A 19164-nucleotide genomic window follows, 5' to 3' on the forward strand; every position below is an offset into this window, starting at 1 on the left:
TTTTTATGTTTTATCCCTACAGGTAGGGCTGTATCAAATCGATTAGTTGAAGGACAGAAGCATTGATCTTACTAAAAACAAGCGAGGGCATAATCCCCAGTATAAGTGCCAGCGCCAAGGCTGGGAAAAGAATCAGCTGCTCGCGACGACTGAGATCTGTTAGTGCTTCCTGCCAAGCTTGACCGCCCTTAACACGTATTTTTCCAAAAAACATACGTTGCAGTGTCCAAAGGAAATAAGCTGCACTGAGAAGGATGCCGATGGATCCTCCAATAGCCATCCAGCGCGGTACACCGGTAGCCATACTTTCGGCATTAAAAGCACCGATAATGACAAAGGCCTCGCCGATAAAGGCAGAGAAACCGGGTAAACCCAAAGATGCAAAGAAGGCCAGCGCAACGTACGCGGTATATTTCGGCATGATGCTCGCCAAGCCGCGGAAGTGATAGATGTAGCGGTCGTGTACCCGATCGTACAGTACACCAACTAGAAAGAACAAAGCGGCGCTTAAAAAGCCGTGGGAAATCATTTGAAACATCGCGCCAGATAGACCTTCGGCCGTTAGTGATGCAATGCCCAGCAACACAAAACCCATGTGCGAAACGGAAGAATAAGCAATCATGCGCTTCAGGTCCTTTTGTGCCAACGCATTGAATGCGCCATACAGAATCGATATTACCCCGATCAATGCGAGCCAATAATTGCTGTTTGCAGCTATATCAGGGAAAATACCATAGCAAACACGGATAATGCCATAGCCCCCGATTTTCAGTAAGATTCCCGCTAGAATAATGGATACCGGTGTTGGCGCTTCGACGTGTGCATCAGGCAGCCAAGTATGTAGTGGCACAATTGGAACCTTGATGGCAAAGGCAAAGAATAACACGGCAAAGCCGATCCAGCGGGATGGAACGCCAAAAAGCTCATGGTAGTTACTGATAAAGCCAAAGAAGGAGCCATCAATGTAGTTGGCGGGATCCATCATGAGGAGCATATTAAAGCTGTGTGCGCCCGTGGTTGGGTTGATCACCGAAAAATAAAGTCCGACGATCACCAACAGCATCAGCACAGAACCCAGCAACGTGTAGATAAAAAACTTAATAGCAGCGTATTCACGTCGATCTCCGCCCCAAATACCTATCAAAAAGTAAAGGGGTAGCAGCATGACTTCATAGAAAACATAGAAAAGAAAGAAATCGAGCGCAGCGAAGATGCCCATAACGGCCATGTTCAGCAACATCAACAAGGCATAATATCCCTTTGTGCTTTTTTGAATATTCCAAGAAGCGCCTATCCCCATCAACATCACTAACGTGCTCAAGACGAGCAAGGGTAAAGAAACACCATCAATTCCGACGAAATAATCGATCTCTAAGATTCCGATCGTGCCGAGATCCAACCTTATCCACGGGAGCTGTTCTACATATTGATATCCTTCATAGTTATGGATACCACCTAGGCTGTCGTCAAAATTGCTGTACATATAAGCAGATAGCGCAAACTGGAGCAATGTAAAAGCCAAGGCAATATATTTATAGCTATTGCGAACGGATATGGGCAACGCCAAGATCAATAGCGTAGCAAGCAATGGTAGAAATATGAGGATAGTTAATAGACCCATTTCTATTTAATTATCAAGTAAAGAATTCCTAAGATAACGATGGTAAGTGCAAATCCAAGATAGTTTTGCAGTTGTCCGTTTTGCACCTGTCTCACTAAGTGCCCCATATAGTAGGTGCCGTTCGCAATCCAGTTGACGATCCCGTCAACGATGTTTGCGTCGAACCAGTGAATTAACCGTGCAAGCTGTTGGGTGGTCCACGTGAAAAGTTTCGTCGCACCATCTACCACATGCCGGTCGAATGCATAAAGCAGCCTGCTTAGGCCCACCGTCCCTTTTATGAAAACAAGTTCGTTAAATTCGTTTAAATAGCCTTGCCTGTTTGCGAAACGGATCCATCTGTTTTGTTGCGAAATCGGATAGCGATTTTTTACATACCAGAACCAACCGAGCAGCAGAGCAAGCAAAGTACCTACCGTTAGGACGATTGGAATGATCAAGTGTGCCGTTTCCTGCTCCGTGAAGCCAGGTCTTGCGTGGAAAGTCTGGATGATCCAAGTTTGGTGGTAGGCTAAGGGATGTAGGCCAAATACGGGGAAAAAGCAGCAAATGCTTAAGACAGACATAGGCCACCACATGCCAGCTGGCGCTTCGTGCGGCCTATTGTGAGCGGTTACAGATGATTGCATGGCAAAAGATCCGAAGAATGTTTTGAAAATGAGCCTCCCGATATAGAAGGCCGTCAACAGGCTAACAATGATTAAGGTTACTGGTATGACAAAGTAGAAACCACCAGCGGTTGAGGCCCACTCGTAGGCACTGACTACGATGCTATCTTTGGAAAGATAACCGGAAGTTAGCGGGAAGCCCGCTAGCGCGAGAGCAGCAATGCTCATGCACACGTAAGTTTTAGGCATGTAACGCCTTAATCCTCCCATATTGCGTATATCCTGCGGATCAAAATCCAAGTTGGTCTGGGCTTTAAAGTGCGCCATCTCGTGTATCACTGCGCCTGCCGCCAAAAAAAGTAGGCATTTGAAAAAGGCATGTGTGGCTAGGTGAAATAGCGCGGTGTCCCACGCGCCGATCCCGACCCCGACTATCATAAAGCCTAATTGCGAGATGGTCGAAAATGCCAGGATTTTTTTTATATCATATTGGGCCAAAGCGAATACCGCACCGGATAAGGCCGTTATGGTACCTATGGCGGTTATAACCAGTAATGACGTTGCGTTGAATAGTGGAAAAACTGTACATAGCAGGAATACACCGGCCGCAACCATTGTGGCCGCATGAATCAGCGATGATACCGAGGTAGGGCCTTCCATGGCGTCGGGCAGCCATACATGCAATGGAAATTGGGCCGATTTGGCCATGGCGCCCAAAAAGAAAGCTAGGCCGGCTAGGGTCACCCAAGTATTGTCTTTCTGTACGACCTGCAGCCCGCCCGTCTCCGTCAGGCCTTGAACGAATCGGCCCGTTTGATCGAATAGCGCTACAATGTCCAGCGTGCCCACGTGGCTATAAACCAAAGCTATGCCGATCAGGAAACCGAGGTCGCCAATCCTATTGATTAAGAAAGCCTTTTTGTTGGCCTGGACGGCAGCATCTCGTGTAAACCAGAAACCAATCATCAGGTAGGAGGCAAAACCAACCAATTCCCAAAATACATATAGCTGCAATAGATTGATTGAGATGGACAAGCCCAGCATCGCGAAGCAGAACAGGCTGAGGTACATCCAATATCGATGAATGCCGCTATCCCCCTTCATATAATATCGCGAGTAAATATGTACAGGTACTGCGACGACACACACAATAAGCTGCATCAGGACCGTAAGGTTGTTTAGCAACAAACCGACTTCAAACGATGTCTGTCCTATTGTAAACCACGTTATACGCTCGGCCATTGGGCTATTGCCCCATACAGGTAGAAAGACAGCAAAAAAACTCAGCAGTGCACTGGATACTATTGCAATCAGGCTGATGTTGCCCGATATCGATTTCCGGCCTAGCAATGCCTGTACGACACATGCAAGGAAGGGGAGCAGTACGACAAGTAAGCTCGCAACCGAGGGCGATATGGGCGACAATTCGTTCACGTTAGTCCTTTAGCTCATTGATATTTTTTGGGTCGATCGTTTTATAGTGGCGGTATACGTTGAGTATAATGGCTAGACCCACTGCTACCGCGGCGGCGGCAAGTACAATCGCAAATAGCGCAAACACTTGGCCGCCATAATTGACGCTGTCGTAGCGGGCGAAGGCTACGAAATTGAGGATCGACGCATTGATCATCAGCTCAATTCCCACGAGGATCATAATGGCATTCCGCTTGGCTAAGATAGCATAGACACCGATACAAAATATGATGGCACTGACGATCAAAAAGTGTGTGATGCTTATCATGGACGTTCCCCCTTTCGAGAGATATGCGCGGCACCGATCAGCGCCATCATTAGAAAAATGGAGATGATTTCAAAGGGTAGCACGTATTGGGTCATAAACTTGAAACCAAGCATTCTGATATTGTTCTCCGTAGGTTGGATCAAGCTGCCGTCAGCTTCCGCTGCCGCCATCCATTCGGGCATGTTGTTGTTCCAAGAAGAAAGTGCAAACAACAAAATTGCTAGAAAGACCGAAGCAAGCAGAAAGGATGGTAAGTTTGGAAGTGCCGTAAGGCGATGCGACACGGTGTGTATATCGCTCAGCAAGGATTTGTTGGATAGCATAAAGGCAAAGATCAACAAAATAAGTACACCCCCAACGTACACTAATATTTGCGTGATAGCCACAAAATCAGCCAGGGCGAAAAGGTACAGACCTGCCATGGCAAAGAGGACGATGAACAACAGAAACAGCGCGCGCGCCGTGTTGCGAATGCTGACCAGTAGAAGGGCAGAGCCGATGGCCATGACAGCGAATGCGTAAAAAAGTATGAAGTCTACGCTCATGATCCTTTCTTTGCCGCCTCCTTTTCAGCTTGGAATTTAGTCCATTCTTCTTTGCGCTGCTGCACTTCCTTATCGGTCATTTCTGAAAAGCCGTATATCAAATCGGTAAGCTGCTGCGTGCTGCGGTCATACTGGTTGGTCATGGTGATGCACTCTGTAGGGCACACCACGGTACACAGGCCACAATACATACACTTCGCCATATCGATATCGAATTTGGCCGGGTACAGTCTTTTCACACTGCCGTCCGATGTTTTTCCTATCGCATTCGGCGATTTGATCGATTGGATGTCTATACAGTCTACGGGGCAAGCTTTTGCACAAAGATCGCAAACGATGCAATCGTCGATCTCGACTTCCAGCTGGTAGCGTGCTACTTCCGGAATAGGCATCTGTTGTCTTGGATATTGAACAGTGGTCACGCCTTGTTGCTGCTGGAAATAGTCTTGGTCGCGAATGTCAAGCGTTTCGCGGGCTTTGCGTGCAGCGAATAGATGCCGCACCGTTAAGAGCAATCCCTTAACAGCTGTTAAAAATCCTTGTATGGTTGTTTTTAATACCAAAATCTATAAGATTATCATTATTCGCCACAATCCAGAAATCGCCATGCATACGAAGGCTGCTGGAATAAGCACTTTCCAACATAGCGTCATCAATTGATCTGCCCGAAAGCGAGGCAACGTCCACCGTATCCACATCTGTACGCCAACGACGGTAAATGATTTTAAGATGGTCCAAAACAAACCCCATCCTAAGCCTGTGGTCCAGTCTGCCAAAAGCAGCCCACCGACATTGGGTAGTGGACTGTTCCATCCGCCGAGGAAAATCACGACGCCCAATATAGCGACCAAAAACATCATGGCGTATTCTGCGAGAAAGAGAAAGGCAAATTTAATACCACCATATTCGGTATGAAAACCCCCGATAAGTTCCGATTCAGCTTCGGGAATGTCAAATGGTGCGCGGTTGCATTCTGCCAACGAGGCAATAAAGAAAATGACATAAACGATTAGCAGGTGTGGTGCTTGAAAAATATGCCAAGCGAAAATGCCGCCTATATGGCTCACTTCCCAAAAACCCATAAAATAAATGGGCTCTGGCGATTGGATACCCTGTAGATAAGCGATGTCGTTTAAGTTCAGTGTTTGCGTGATCATCACCGCGGCGATCAACGAAAGGCCCACCGGAATCTCGTAGGAAACCATCTGTGCAATCGCGCGGATAGCGCCTAATAGCGAATACTTATTGTTTGAACCCCATCCGGCCATCAGGATGCCAATGGCGTCGATAGACACAACAGCCATAATAAAGAACAAGCCAGTATGGGTATCTGCCGGAATGAAATCCGGGGCCCAAGGAATCACACTAAAGCCAATGAATACCGCGACGAAGATCACGACAGGGGCCATTGCGAATAAAACTTTATCGGCAGCTGCAGGTGTGATAAACTCCTTCTGCAATAATTTGAGGATATCCGCTATAGTCTGTACCAAGCCATATTTCCCCGTTTCCATCGGTCCCAAACGGTCCTGCACAAAGCCGGCTATTTTCCGCTCGGCATATACCGCAAATAGGGTGAAGGCAGCAATAAAGCTAAATATTGCTACAGGAACTATAATATGGACAATCAGATCGGTCAAGATGACTTTTTTAGAATAATTCTTAATTGGATGCAAACATACATAAATCGTGGCACATGCCAATAAAAATAGCTAAAATATACTAAAGTAGTAGATAATAAGGTAGTGCTTTGACAGAAAGATGAAGACGCCCCGCGCGTTACGATTTTTCGTGGCTTTTTGGTTTTCGAAAAAAAAATGTCGCGACATATTCAAACCTTTCGTTTTATGGGTTGTATATAATTAAAATAAGATATAGATATGAGATTTTTACAGGTATTTTTTTTGGGTGCTTTGGCAGTGTTGTTTTTTTTCGGAAGTTGTGCTGCACGGAAGTCCGGTGCTGACGGCGCGGCAGCCGGGTCTGGTCTAACGGGAGGTCGTTGGCAGTTGATTGAACTGAATGGGCAGCCGGTACCGGCCATGGTAAATGGTAAAATGCCTTATCTGGAGTTTTCGGAAGAAGAGGGACGGTACAGTTCGACAGGAGGTTGTAACGGTGTAGGAGGGGAATATGAACTGAGCAAAAGCAATGGAATCAAGTTTGGTCGTGGTATGTCGACCATGATGTATTGTGATGATATGACCATAGAAAACGGATTAAAGCAACTTTTCGAACAAGCCGATACCTACAAAGTCGATGCAGGGACATTATTGTTGTCGAAAGGTAAAGGGAACGTCTTGGCAAAATTTGCTATGTTGGAGGATCAGAGTGGTCGCTTGGCGGGTACGTGGGAGCTCGACTATATCATGGAGGCGGGTCTGTCCTTCGACTCGCTCTATGCTTCGCGGAAGCCAACTATCAGCTTTGACCCAGCCACAAAGAAAGTGAATGGAAATAGCAGCTGTAACAATTTTTTTGGAACATTCGAGTTAAATGGGAATGATATTCAATTTGGCCCGTTAGGGTCCACCAAAATGGCTTGCCCAGGAAATGGGGAACAAGTGTTTTTCAAAGGATTGGAAAAAATAAATCGCTTTGATGTGCATGGAGATGTTCTGAATATGATTATGGGGGATATCGCCGTGATGCGCTTTAAAAGAAAATAGACAAGCGTGCATACAAAAAAGAAAAAAGCTCAGATCCATATCGGTCTGAGCTTTTTCTATGCTATTTATTATCGACGATTAGCGATCGTTGATGTCTATATAAGCCCTTGTGGTGGAACCTGTGTATACTTGGCGTGGACGACCGATAGGCTCTTTGTTGTCTCGCATCTCCTTCCATTGGGCAATCCATCCTGGAAGACGTCCTAGGGCGAATAGCACCGTAAACATATCCGATTCAAAGCCTAAAGCGCGATAGATAATACCGGAATAGAAATCCACATTAGGATATAGTTTACGATCGATAAAATACTGATCGTTTAATGCGGCTTCTTCTAGCCGTTTTGCAATATCTAAGACAGGATCATCAACGCCGAGTTTTTCCAAAATGTCGTCACATGCTTTCTTGATAATCTTAGCACGGGGATCGAAATTTTTGTATACGCGGTGTCCAAATCCCATCAAGCGGAAAGGGTCATTTTTGTCTTTTGCTTTGGCGAGGTATTTTTCGGCATCGCCGCCATCGTTTTTAATCGCTTCCAGCATCTCGATTACCGCTTGGTTTGCACCGCCATGCAATGGCCCCCAAAGGGCGTTGATGCCCGCCGAGATAGAGGCATAGAGATTGGCGTTGGAGGACCCAACAATGCGCACGGTTGATGTCGAGCAGTTTTGCTCGTGATCCGCATGCAAGATGAGTAATTTGTGCATGGCGCTGATAACCACAGGATCAAATGTAGTCTCGCCTGTTACCTCTCCAAAAATCATGTTTAGGAAGTTCTCGATGTAACCAAGGTTGTTTTTAGGATATACAACGGGCTGCCCAAGTGATTTTTTCTGTATCCATGAAACGATGGTTGGCATTTTTGCCAACAAGTTGATGATCGTTTTGTTCTCCTCTTCATCCGTCGGGTTGGGATTCAACGACTCTGGGTAGAATGCAGACAAGGCACCAACCAAGCAAGACAATTGTCCCATAGGATGCGATTTTGATGGGAACCCCGTGAAGAAATTTTTCATGTCTTCATGGATCAGCATCTGTTTTCTGATATCTCCGCGGAATTGCTCTAACACTGCTTTACTCGGAAGTTCTCCGTAGATCAATAAATAGGCGACTTCGATGAATGTTGACTTTTCAGCTAATTGTTCGATAGGATACCCACGGTAGCGTAAAACGCCCTCTTCGCCATCCAAAAAAGTAATGGCGCTTTTTGTGGCGCCCGTATTTTTGAAGCCTGGATCAAGGGTGATATATCCCGACTGGTCTCTAAGTTTCGAGATATCAACAGCTTTTTCGTTTTCAGTACCAATAATAACTGGCAACTCGTAGGATGCACCGTCTAAATTTATTGTTGCTTTATCCGACATATTTAATAATCTAGTTTCTTACAAATGTATAAAAATCAACGATAAATTCGACCCCAGCATGAAATTAAAATGACACAAACTCGTCATTTTAGGCTTTTAAACGGTGAGGCCTGCTGCGTAAGCTCGCGACTGTTGATTCTAAGTCAGTCTTATTATTGTCCAGTTCACACTGGTCGGTCAGTAGCGCGATCAGCTGTGCAAACAGATAAAAACAAAAAAAAACAAATAATTTTTTGTTGTTACGAAATTTTCGTAACATTGTGATCAGTTAGTATTTTGATTATGGATAAGTTAACGATACAAGAAGAAGAAGCTATGTTGTCGATATGGCAATTGCAGGGCGGATTTGTAAAAGAGGTTTTAGACAATCTGAAAGGAGAGAAGCCTCCTTACACCACCCTGGCCTCGACGATAAAAAATTTAGAGAAGAAGGGCTATGTGCGGGCGGTAAGGTATGCCAATGCCAAGCGTTATGAGCCGATCATTTCGGAAGAAGAATACAAAGGCAAGTTTATGAGCGGATTTGTAGGCGATTATTTCAGGAATTCCTACAAGGAGATGGTTTCTTTTTTTGTTAAGGAAGAGAAGCTATCCCCACGGGAGCTAGAGGAGATCATGGACATGATTAAGAACAATAAATCATAAGGTTATGCAATCTACGCTCGCTTACATTTTACAGGTCAACATATTGCTTGCCGTTGTGTATATAGGCTATATCCTGTTGTTGAAAAACTTGACTTTTTATCAGTTGAACAGGGGGTATTTCTTGTCGGGCGTATTGTTTGCCTTGACTTATCCTTTTTTAGATATCAGATCGCTTTTTCAGCAACACATGGAGCCGGTGGGCGAGCTGATTGCCTTTATGCCGGATCTGTCCCTCGCAAACAAGGTACAGGGCGTCTATACGTTGGAAAATTTGCTATATGCCGTCATCTCCTTTGGCGTCATTTGGTTCACACTACGGCTTTGCATACAGCTTTTTAGCTTATTACGTATACACTTCCATTCTGTTGAAGCAGCTTGGAAGAGCTATCTCTACCGGAATGTATTGTTCCCCATTGTTCCATTTTCCTTCCTCAACAAAATCTATGTTAATAAGGAGCAGCACCAAGAATTAGAGCTGCACGATATTTTCGAACATGAAGATATTCACGTGAAAGGTCTTCACAGCTTGGATATTCTCTGTTTCGAAATCCTACTGATCGTTTGTTGGTATAATCCCTTTGTATGGCTTATGCGCAGAGCCGTACGTCAAAATTTAGAGTTCCTGACTGATCAACAGGTACTCAATAAGGGGGCGGATCGGCAAACCTATCAGTATTCATTGTTGCATGTATCGAAGCAGGGTGCTTCGGTAGCTATTAGCAACCAATTTAATTTTAAACTTTTAAAAAAGCGCATTATGATGATGAACAAAAAACGGTCATCGAAGCTCCAGTTGAGCAAGTATGCCTTCCTGCTACCGATCATTATTTTCTCGGCAGGTGCATTTACGGTGACAAAGGCGGATGACCATATTATTGAAGTGGTGAACATCGCCAAGGAAACAGAAGTATACGAGCTGGGGCAGGTATTGCAAACAGACGATAATCCACAGTTGCTGGATACTGTTGAGGGTCTCAGCGTCAATCAAGCAGATACCTTGAGCATCGTCACATCCGGCACCAAAGAAGATGTGGGCCGCGAACTTTCCGATCAGATGGACGAAGTTTCCATTTTTTCCGATACGATTGGTTCGACACAACGAACAATTGTTTTGCGCAATTCGCATGGCATAAAAAAGGATCCCCTGATAGTCGTAGATGGTGTGAGAAAGCCTCTCGGATATGATATTAAGGTCCTAGACCCGAACAATATTGAATCGATAGAGGTATTAAAAGATGCGGCAGCGATTACGGTTTTTGGTCAGGATGCAAAAAATGGAGTGGTCAAAATCCATACGAAAAAAATGGACGGGACCGCGGTATTTTCGCTGAAGGGTGGTCAAGCCGATACCACCAAAAATGGAAGGATACGGTCTGTCGTCGTCAAGGGCCGGGCGGCGGCGGCTCAGACCGCCGATGGTAGTTCGCTGCGGAATGTCTTACATATCGATGGCAAACAGCCCTTGATTATCGTCGATGGACGGGAAAAGACGGGTCAAGATCTCCACGGTATAGATCCCGACGCTATTGAAAGCATTTCGGTATTAAAAGATGCCGGTGCTAAAGCCATATATGGCGATAAAGGTGCCCATGGCGTCATACATGTTACGACTAAAGCCGGTGCCGGATCTGTCGAAAATAAAGCAAAAATCGTGCAGGGGGTTCCACTAGCGGAGAGCGTTAATAAGGAAGTCGTCGTGGTTGGCTATGGAACGAAAAGTAAGAGTCATGGCAGCGATTCCTTCTACAGCGCCAACGATCCGGAGAGCCTGAAGAAGTTCTTGGAGGACAATCGGGCAAATATCGATTTGAAAAGCGATGTGGTGTTGGTTATCAATGGTAAGGTAGCGCGTGAAGCTGACCTGAAGAATATTAAAGCTGCCGATGTTTCGCAGGTTGGGGCGATTGATCTGACAGAGAAAAATAGCAATCTGCCTAAAAACATGGTCGGCTTATTGTTCCTAAAAGATGGTAACCCTAGCGCCAATCGCGGTGCATCGGCCTCCGTGTACAATGCCAAACGGAAAATAGAGCTGGTGGTTAATCCCGATAAGAAGGTCATCCCCTATATCGAACGTAAATAGGCTTCCGTGTGCCTAAAATACGCCCAAAAAGAGTTGTTTAGTTAATAAATATAGTGAGCTGAAATACCGTCGATGTCCCGCATCAGACGGTATTCGCTTTACTTGCTGTTGAGGTTTGTCATCGTCAGCTCGATGCCGATGTTGACAAAGCTCTGTATCATCTTGACCGAGTGGTCGATCAGCCCGGGTAGATCTTTTTGCTCGTCCTGATCGAAGGGCCCTAGAACGTAGTCCACTTGTCTTCCCTTTGGATAGTTATCGCCAATACCGAAGCGTAGGCGAGGGTAGTTTTGTCCACCGCAGGTTGCCTCGATGGAGCGAAGCCCATTATGTCCAGCAGCCGAGCCTTTAGGTTTGATGCGTAGCGAGCCAAAAGGGATGGCAAGATCATCGACCACCACTAATACATTTTCCAACGGAACTTTCAGTTGCTGCATCCAATAATTGACGGCTTTCCCGCTAAGGTTCATAAACGTAGTGGGTTTGATCATGTACACGTTTCTGCCACGTTGCTTGAACTCGGTGTAATAGGCTAATTTTAACAGAGACCACGTCGCACCCGCTTGTTTCGCGGCTTCATCAACGACCATAAAGCCGATATTGTGTCGGGTATCTTCGTACTCTTTTCCAATATTGCCCAAACCAACAATTAAATAGTTCATGCCTGCAAAAATAAAAAATATGTTAGATAATCCATTATAGATAATGGGTAGCAAGACGGTTTGTTCTCGTTTCGAATTGCGTTGCCAGCTCATAAAAAAGGCATCGATTGCTCGATGCCTTTACATAACCTTGTCGGTTATAACTATTTTTTGCCGCCTTTAGCTGCTTTAGCTGCTTCCTGCTCTGCTTGACGTAAAGCACGAGACATGATCACAGAAACGATGGTATCGTCAGCGTTGTTCAACACTTTGGCATCCTGCAAGGCAATTTGTCTTACACGTACCGATTTACCCACTTCCAAAGATTCCATAGGAACTTCAATCTCTTGAGGTAAATTGTTTGGCAATGCTTTTACACGGAGTGTACGTAATTTTTGTACCAACTTACCCCCCATTTTCACACCTGGAGAAGTACCCGTCAATTTGATGGGAATATTAACAGAAACTTCTTTGTCGTCAAACAGTTCTAAGAAGTCAATGTGTGTAACGAGGTCCGTCAATGGGTGGAATTGCGCATCTTGAACGATCGCTCTCGTTTTTTTGCTATCTAAATTCAATTCTACGAATACTACATCTGGAGTATAAAGAATTGATTTTAAATCAGCTGCGGATACCGAAAGGTGGGTTTGCTCTTTACCACCGTAAAGAACTGCAGGCACTTGTCCTTCGTAACGCAACTCTTTCGAATCTCTTTTCCCTACGTTCTGTCTTACAGAACCGCTAATAGCAATTGATTTCATTATTGTTTTATATTAAATTGAGGTGCAAAAATATGGTTATTTTTTGTTAAAAAAAAATAATGTAATAAATAGGGTGAACGTGAAGTGTCCACCCTATTTATTACACCGAATTGGCGTTCTGTTATTTTTTTATTTGATATCGAAAAGATCAGAAATTGAGCCGTGTTCGTTCACGTTTTTGATTGCGTGAGCGAAAAGGTCTGCGGTAGAAAGAACCTTGATCTTGCTACATAACGATGATTTTTCAGCATCCAGCTGGATGGTGTCCGAAACGATCATTTCTGTCAATACAGAGTTTTCAATAGTTTCATAGGCCTTGCCTGATAGCACCGCATGCGTACACACAGCGCGGACCGAATTAGCGCCATGCTCCATAATCAAGGCGGCAGCTTTTGATAGCGTGCCGGCTGTGTCACAGATATCGTCGATTAATACCACGTCTTGTCCCTTTACATCGCCAATGATGGACATGGATTCGATTTCGTTTGCACGCTTGCGTCGCTTATCGCAAATGATGACTTCGGCATTAAAAAACTTGGCAAAGGTACGTGCGCGGTAAGAGCCCCCCATGTCAGGTGATGCGATTGTCAGGTTAGGCAGGTTCAATGATTTGATATAGGGCACGAAAATAATGGAACCATCAAGGTGGTCCATTGGAATATCAAAAAAGCCTTGGATTTGGGCAGCATGCAGATCCATGGTCATGATGCGATGCGCGCCGGCAGCGGTAATGAGGTTAGCCATCAATTTTGCACCGATAGCAACACGTGGTTTATCCTTCCGATCTTGACGTGCGAAGCCAAAATAAGGAACAACTGCCGTGATGTAGTGGGCAGAAGCACGCTTGGCAGCATCAATCATCAGTAAAAGTTCGAAAAGATTGTCGGTAGGTTGGTTGGTGGATTGGATCAAGAAAACGTCGCTTCCGCGTACAGATTCATTGTAAAAAGGTTGAATTTCTCCGTCGCTAAACTTGGACAAGGTCTTGTCACCAAGAGGTTTGCCATAAGATTTGGAGATTTTTTCTGCTAACTCCACTGTTCCCGACCCTGCGAACAGCTTCACCGTGTTAAATTGCAAAGGCATTATGCGTGATTTTATGTTGGACTAACTCAAATGTTTTCCGTATAACTTCCAAATAACGATCGTGTTAAGTTGTCCGACCTGGATTCGAACCAAGACTAAATGAACCAAAATCACTTGTACTACCCTTATACTATCGGACAAAACTTTTACAATGACCCTTCTTTGTTATGGGGGACAAAGTTAGATAAATGTTTGTGAAAACAAAATACTTTTTGAGCCGAGAAATCGCTTGTACTTGAAAGGGTTAGATAAAAAAAGAGAGCATGAAAATGCTCTCTTTTTTGTTGTCCGACCTGGATTCGAACCAAGACTAAATGAACCAAAATCACTTGTACTACCCTTATACTATCGGACAATCATACCGTCAATACAGCTGTTGTTTTGTTTTGACGATGCAAATATAAGGCTGTTTTTATTAGTTCCAAAACTTTTTTTGCTAAATGTACGATCTTAGCTGATTTTCAGTGTGATATTTTTCGTGCATGAGTCCATTTCTGGACGCTGTTCAGGCGCAGTCAATTTCTCCGTTGCAAAAACTTTCGTTAAAATGTGTAAATAATATTTAATAGTCGGTTAGTATTCCTTAATTTCGAGCCATAAATTAGGATTACCTTATCAATATAGAATGAATTACAATAAGATTAACAACCTGCTAGGATGGATCTGTGCAGCAATCGCAACGATTGTCTATGTAATGACCGTGGAACGCACCGTAAGTTGGTGGGACTGTGGCGAGTTTATTGCTTCCGCTTTCAAGATGCAGATCGTGCACCAACCGGGAGCGCCGCTGTTTCTGATGATTGAGAATGTCTTTTCCAACTTAGCGATGGGCGATACCACCAAGATAGCATTTTGGATGAATATTGGTTCTGCGGTATGCAGCGGGCTTACCATTCTCTTTCTTTTTTGGACGATTACTGCGCTGGCAAGAAAAGTATTCGTCGGTTATTCAAATGCGACCCTGTTAACAGGTGCGCAGTTGTTCTTGGTGATGGCCGCTGGTGTAGTTGGGGCACTTGCGTATGCATTTACGGATACCTTTTGGTTTTCCGCGGTAGAGGCTGAAGTGTACGCGATGTCTTCCCTTTGTACAGCGGTGGTTTTTTGGGGGATCTTAAAATGGGAAGCGCATGCTGAACAGCCGCAGGCAGATAAGTGGTTGATATTTATTGCCTATGTTATGGGACTCTCGATTGGCGTCCATTTGCTAAATTTGTTGGTAATACCCGCAATCGCGCTTGTCATATACTTCCGGAAAACGAAAGAAAGCAGCAGCGCCGGTATCTTGAAAGCACTGGGTATTGGTGTGGTTGTTCTTGCCGTTATTCTTTGGGGCGTTATTCAGTTTTCCATCAAATTTGCGGCTTACTTTGATCTTTTCTTTGTGAACTCGCTTGGCCTTGGTTTTGGTTCAGGAGCCGCATTCTTTGCGTTACTCGTGATCGGTGGTCTTGTATACGGTATTATCTATTCGATCAAAAAAGTAAAACCGCTCTTAAACATAGCGTTAATTAGCACGGTCTTCATCCTATTGGGATACAGTTCGTTTGCGATGATTATGATTCGCGCCAAAGCAAACCCGACGCTCAATAACAGTGATCCTGATAATGCCTTCTCCTTTTTGAGTTACCTTAACCGCGAGCAATATGGCGACGAGCCGTTGTTTAAAGGCCGCTTCTTCGATTCCCGAGCAACGGGTATGGAGGAAGGGAAGAAGGTGTACCGCAAGGACGGCGATAGATATGTTGTAGCCAAACGTAATCCGGTTTATACCTATGATAAGGAAACACTTTTTCCAAGAATCTATAGCGATAAAGGCGGGCATCCCGACTATTACCGGGAGTACTTGGGCTTGGGGCCCAACGAGGCACCGACCTTTGCTGATAACATCAAATTCTTTTTTGGTTACCAAATCGGACATATGTACGGACGCTACTTTCTTTGGAATTTTGCTGGACGGCAAAATGACCAACAGGGGCATGGGTCCTACACAGAGGGAAATTGGATTAGCGGTATTACGCCTATCGATAATGCGTTGCTGGGCGGTCAGGATAAATTACCAACCTCCGCGAAGACCGATCCTTCACGCAATACCTATTTCTTTTTGCCGCTCATCATCGGTTTGCTCGGCGCTTTCTGGCATTTTGGAAGAAGGCAGCGCGATGCAGGTGTGGTTGGCTTATTGTTTTTCTTTACCGGAATAGCAATCGTGCTATACCTCAATCAAACACCTATGCAGCCAAGGGAGCGTGATTACGCGTATGCCGGGTCGTTCTATGCCTTTAGCATTTGGATTGGTCTCGGGGTGCTGGCTATTGCAGACTATATCTCCAAGAAGGCCAATGCGAAGGTTGCTGGCTATACGGCAGCCGCGATCGGTATACTAGCTGGGCCTGTCATCTTGATTGCGCAAAATTACGATGATCACAATCGTTCCGAAAAAAGCCTAGCCCGCGATATGGCGCGGAATTACCTAGAATCCTGCGCGCCGAACGCCATCCTTTTCAGTTATGGCGACAATGATACGTATCCTTTATGGTATGTGCAGGAGGTAGAAGGATTCCGAACCGATGTGCGCGTTGTCAACTTGAGTCTACTGAGTGCTGATTGGTATATGAGGCAAATGATGGATAAGGTGAACGACGCGGATGCGTTGCCCATTAATATCGATCCAGAGCTGGTGAAAGATGGCGTGCGAGACGTCATTTACTACCAAGATTACAACATCCCTGGACACGTACCCGTGCAGGATCTAGTGAAAGTAATGTTGTCGGACAATCCGCAAAATAAAGCACAGCTGCAGAGTGGCGAGTTTGTGAATTTGCTGCCCACCAAAAAAATGCAGCTTGCAGTCGATAAACAGGCCGTGATTGCTAACAAGGTGGTTCCGAAAGATTGGGAATCAGCGATCGTGGATACCATGCACTGGAACTACAGTTTAAATTATGTAAGCCGTGCGGAATTATCGATGTTGTCTATTTTGGCGAACAACAATTGGAAACGCCCGATCTACTTCACGATCACTACGCCCGAAGATAACTACATGGGCTTAGATCGCTATCTGGTTAGCGAAGGTTTTGCCTACCGCCTGATGCCAGTTGATTTTGGACTTAAAGAAGGTGAGCCTAGCTCTATTGAGAACGTTGATCAGACCTACGACAATATTATGAACAAGTTTACTTGGGGTAATTTGGGAAAGGCTTCTTACATAGATCCGGATTCTTATCGCTATATCAGTATGTATGTCGGGACCATCTATGGGCAAACAGCACAGCAACTATTAGCTGCCGGCGAGGCGGATAAAGCCAAGAAGTTGGTGGTAAACGCGTATGAAAATATGCCTAAACGTGCTTACCTCATGTCTGAAGTAATGAGTTACGTAACACTCTTAGAAGCCATGTACAAGGTAGGAGAAACCGCCAAAGCGAATGAGATTGCGCAGCGCAATCTACAGTTCATACGTGAAAATATGGCCTATTATGAGGCCGTATCGGAAGCTAAATCAAATTTGGAATACCGAAATATGCGATTTGGTCTTGCTTCTATTCAACGGTACAAGCAATTGCTGGATGGGGTTAACCAGCCCGCGCTCAAAAAGCAATCTGATGAATTGTTTAATGTGTACAAACATTACTTTGAACAGTCGCCTCAATAAAGGCACATATCGGTAATCCAAAATACACTGCCCCCAAAAAGTTTGACACGATTTGGGGGTATTTTTATGATTGTCGTTATTCCATATGGAAGATGTAGCAGGTTTGAAAAAAATACCGTAAGTTTGCCCAAACATTCCCATAATGAAACAATCGATTTTATTAGAAGGAGCTAAATTCCAGATCACGATCAAACGGCTATGCCAGCAGTTGATTGAGAATCATGGTGATTTTTCTAATGCCGTGTTAATCGGAATCCAACCACGAGGTACTTATTTAGCGAAGCGCATCCAAAAGGAAATCGCGCTTATGACCGGACTTCAGGTACAGCTGGGGGTATTGGACATCACCTTTTACCGTGATGATTTTCGCATGAAGGGGGCGAGCCCGCTGACGGCAAGCAGTACAGTCATTGATTTTATCGTGGATGGAAAAGCGGTGGTACTGATTGATGATGTGCTTTGGACGGGCCGCACGATCCGTTCGGCAATGGATGCAATGCAGGCATTTGGCCGGTCGGGCAAAATGGAGCTGTTGGTATTGGTCGACAGACGTTTTTCAAGACAGATTCCCATACAGCCAGATTATATCGGTATACAAGTGGATTCGATCGATTCGCAAAAGGTCATTGTGAGCTGGGAAGAGGTCGATGCTGATGACAGTATTGTGCTGGTGACAGAGAAAATGTCGGATTAGCAAGCCATCTTTTATCGAACCGTATTAGCGAGGCTCCGTCCGGGAGCGGCCGGACTTTTTTAAAACAATAACGCGCTGGAAATTCAAGAAAACATGTCAACAACAACCGAACAGCTTAGCACAAGACACCTATTAGGCATAAAAGACCTAAACGAGAACGATATTCAACTAATTTTGGATACGGCCGCCAATTTTAAAGAAGTCCTTAACCGGCCAATCAAGAAAGTGCCTTCACTACGCGATATCACCATTGCCAATGTTTTTTTCGAGAATTCTACGCGTACACGTCTGTCTTTTGAGCTTGCCGAAAAGCGTCTTTCCGCCGATATCGTGAATTTTGCGGCATCGTCATCATCCGTTAGTAAAGGCGAGACATTGATCGATACGGTCAATAATATCTTGGCGATGAAGGTAGATATGATTGTCATGCGGCATCCGTATGCCGGGGCCGGTGTTTTTTTAAGTAAGCACGTAAAAGCGCAGATAGTCAATGCGGGCGATGGCGCACATGAGCATCCTACACAAGCCTTGCTGGATTCTTTTTCCATACGCGAGCGCCATGGCGATATGGCTGGTCGTAAGGTGGCTATTATTGGAGATATCCTGCACTCGCGCGTTGCACTATCTAATATCCTATGCTTGCAGAAGCAGGGCGCCGAAGTCATGGTTTGCGGACCGACTACGCTAATCCCGAAATACATATCTTCATTGGGTGTTAAAGTGGAGCACGACCTGCGCAAGGCTTTGAATTGGTGCGACGTAGCGAACATGCTACGCATACAGCTAGAACGCCAAGATATAGCCTATTTTCCCTCCTTGCGCGAATATTCCATGCTGTATGGATTGAACAAGGAAATTTTGGATACGTTGGATAAAGAAATTACCATTATGCATCCTGGGCCGATCAATAGAGGGGTAGAAATCACCTCGGATGTGGCCGATAGTAAGCACGCTATCATCTTAGATCAGGTAGAAAATGGGGTGGCCGTGCGTATGGCTGTACTGTATTTATTGGCTGGTCAACGCGGCTAATACACAAACCCTCAGTTG

16 protein-coding genes are annotated in these 19164 nt (G+C 45.0%); 6 read left to right on the forward strand and 10 right to left on the reverse strand.

What is annotated here, in order from left to right:
* Window positions 1-16: 16 nt before the first annotated feature.
* Genes IE165_RS14630 through nuoH form a run of 6 tightly spaced genes read right to left on the reverse strand, consistent with a single transcriptional unit; the run spans window position 17 to window position 6155 of the window.
* A complete protein-coding gene (locus IE165_RS14630) occupies window positions 17-1621 on the reverse strand; it encodes a complex I subunit 4 family protein (protein ID WP_189627388.1) in 1605 nt (534 codons plus the stop codon).
* A gap of 2 nt (window positions 1622-1623) precedes the next feature.
* Entirely contained in the window at window positions 1624-3663 is a 2040-nt protein-coding gene (nuoL, locus tag IE165_RS14635) for an NADH-quinone oxidoreductase subunit L (protein ID WP_189627389.1), read from the reverse strand.
* Window position 3664: 1 nt separating this feature from the next.
* Window positions 3665-3970, reverse strand: a complete 306-nt coding sequence (nuoK, locus tag IE165_RS14640; protein WP_308434303.1) for an NADH-quinone oxidoreductase subunit NuoK — start codon at window positions 3968-3970, stop codon at window positions 3665-3667.
* On the reverse strand, window positions 3967-4515 hold the full coding sequence (locus IE165_RS14645) for an NADH-quinone oxidoreductase subunit J family protein (protein ID WP_189627390.1): 549 nt from the start codon (window positions 4513-4515) through the stop codon (window positions 3967-3969). Before IE165_RS14645 ends, nuoK begins: the two co-directional genes overlap by 4 nt.
* On the reverse strand, window positions 4512-5081 hold the full coding sequence (locus tag IE165_RS14650) for a 4Fe-4S binding protein (RefSeq protein ID WP_189627461.1): 570 nt from the start codon (window positions 5079-5081) through the stop codon (window positions 4512-4514). Before IE165_RS14650 ends, IE165_RS14645 begins: the two co-directional genes overlap by 4 nt.
* Window positions 5082-6155, reverse strand: coding sequence for an NADH-quinone oxidoreductase subunit NuoH (gene nuoH / locus IE165_RS14655; RefSeq protein WP_189627391.1), 1074 nt, complete (start codon window positions 6153-6155; stop codon window positions 5082-5084).
* A 240-nt stretch (window positions 6156-6395) separates the two neighbouring features.
* On the opposite strand from nuoH, the gene IE165_RS14660 reads away from it, so the two are divergent.
* Complete coding sequence (locus tag IE165_RS14660) at window positions 6396-7184, forward strand: META domain-containing protein (RefSeq protein WP_189627392.1); 789 nt, start codon at window positions 6396-6398, stop codon at window positions 7182-7184.
* Between the two features lie 78 nt (window positions 7185-7262).
* On the opposite strand, the gene IE165_RS14665 is transcribed toward IE165_RS14660, so the two are convergent.
* On the reverse strand, window positions 7263-8549 hold the full coding sequence (locus IE165_RS14665) for a citrate synthase (RefSeq protein ID WP_189627393.1): 1287 nt from the start codon (window positions 8547-8549) through the stop codon (window positions 7263-7265).
* Between the two features lie 282 nt (window positions 8550-8831).
* On the opposite strand from IE165_RS14665, the gene IE165_RS14670 reads away from it, so the two are divergent.
* On the forward strand, window positions 8832-9194 hold the full coding sequence (locus IE165_RS14670) for a BlaI/MecI/CopY family transcriptional regulator (protein ID WP_189627394.1): 363 nt from the start codon (window positions 8832-8834) through the stop codon (window positions 9192-9194).
* Window positions 9195-9198: 4 nt separating this feature from the next.
* Window positions 9199-11277 carry a M56 family metallopeptidase gene (locus IE165_RS14675; RefSeq protein ID WP_189627395.1) on the forward strand — a complete coding sequence of 693 codons (2079 nt, stop codon included), beginning with the start codon at window positions 9199-9201 and terminating at the stop codon, window positions 11275-11277.
* 98 nt (window positions 11278-11375) lie between these two features.
* On the opposite strand, the gene pth is transcribed toward IE165_RS14675, so the two are convergent.
* The 3 genes from pth to IE165_RS14690 all read right to left on the reverse strand — a co-directional run bounded on the left by pth (window position 11376) and on the right by IE165_RS14690 (window position 13765).
* Window positions 11376-11939, reverse strand: a complete 564-nt coding sequence (pth, locus tag IE165_RS14680; RefSeq protein WP_189627396.1) for an aminoacyl-tRNA hydrolase — start codon at window positions 11937-11939, stop codon at window positions 11376-11378.
* A 143-nt stretch (window positions 11940-12082) separates the two neighbouring features.
* A complete protein-coding gene (locus IE165_RS14685) occupies window positions 12083-12679 on the reverse strand; it encodes a 50S ribosomal protein L25/general stress protein Ctc (protein ID WP_189627397.1) in 597 nt (198 codons plus the stop codon).
* 129 nt (window positions 12680-12808) lie between these two features.
* Window positions 12809-13765 (reverse strand): ribose-phosphate pyrophosphokinase, encoded by a 957-nt coding sequence (locus tag IE165_RS14690; protein ID WP_189627398.1) that lies wholly within the window; start codon window positions 13763-13765, stop codon window positions 12809-12811.
* Window positions 13766-14390: 625 nt separating this feature from the next.
* Here IE165_RS14690 and IE165_RS14695 point away from each other — a divergent pair.
* From IE165_RS14695 to IE165_RS14705, 3 genes are all read left to right on the forward strand, one after another.
* Window positions 14391-17420, forward strand: coding sequence for a glycosyltransferase family 117 protein (locus IE165_RS14695; protein ID WP_189627399.1), 3030 nt, complete (start codon window positions 14391-14393; stop codon window positions 17418-17420).
* Window positions 17421-17562: 142 nt separating this feature from the next.
* Window positions 17563-18114 carry a bifunctional pyr operon transcriptional regulator/uracil phosphoribosyltransferase PyrR gene (gene pyrR / locus IE165_RS14700; protein WP_189627400.1) on the forward strand — a complete coding sequence of 184 codons (552 nt, stop codon included), beginning with the start codon at window positions 17563-17565 and terminating at the stop codon, window positions 18112-18114.
* A 93-nt stretch (window positions 18115-18207) separates the two neighbouring features.
* Window positions 18208-19146 carry an aspartate carbamoyltransferase catalytic subunit gene (locus IE165_RS14705; RefSeq protein WP_189627401.1) on the forward strand — a complete coding sequence of 313 codons (939 nt, stop codon included), beginning with the start codon at window positions 18208-18210 and terminating at the stop codon, window positions 19144-19146.
* The last annotated feature ends 18 nt before the right edge of the window (window positions 19147-19164 follow it).

Source organism: Sphingobacterium griseoflavum, from assembly GCF_014653155.1.
Taxonomy (GTDB): Bacteria; Bacteroidota; Bacteroidia; order Sphingobacteriales; family Sphingobacteriaceae; genus Sphingobacterium; species Sphingobacterium griseoflavum.